1 protein-coding gene is annotated in these 522 nt (G+C 66.5%); it reads right to left on the bottom strand.

Annotated features, from left to right (window positions below; all coding sequences use genetic code 11):
* Positions 1-522 (bottom strand): alpha-amylase family protein (locus JK359_RS38575; protein ID WP_504739960.1); only part of this gene is annotated, 522 nt, incomplete at both ends.

Here is a 522-nt window from a genome sequence, read left to right as displayed (position 1 = left end):
ACCGCTGTAGACGCCCCAGGCGGGGGAGAGGGTGGCGGCGAGTACGGCCCGCACCTCGAACGCGGGGCACCCTCCGTGCTGGAGGAAGGCGTGCAGGATGTCGGGGGTGTTGGCGAAGAAGTTCGGCCGCATGTAGGCGGCGGCCTCGCCCGACAGCTCGGTCAGGTACTCGGTCAGCTCCTGCTTGCCGTTTCGCCAGGTGAAGTAGGTGTACGACTGCTGGAAGCCGACCTGGGCGAGCGTGGCCATCATCGCCGGCCGGGTGAACGCCTCGGCCAGGAAGATCACGTCCGGATCCGACGCATTGATCTCGCCGATGACACGCTCCCAGAAAACGACCGGTTTCGTATGGGGGTTGTCGACGCGGAAGATCCGCACCCCGTGCTCCATCCAGTGCCGCAGCACCCTGACCGTCTCGGCGACCAGACCGTCCATGTCGGCGTCGAAGGCGATGGGATAGATGTCCTGGTACTTCTTCGGCGGGTTTTCGGCGTACGCGATCGTCCCGTCGGGGCGGTGCCG

Source organism: Streptomyces actinomycinicus (genome assembly GCF_016741775.1).
Classification (GTDB): domain Bacteria; phylum Actinomycetota; class Actinomycetes; order Streptomycetales; family Streptomycetaceae; genus Streptomyces; species Streptomyces actinomycinicus.
This window is presented reverse-complemented; position numbering and strand designations above follow the sequence as displayed.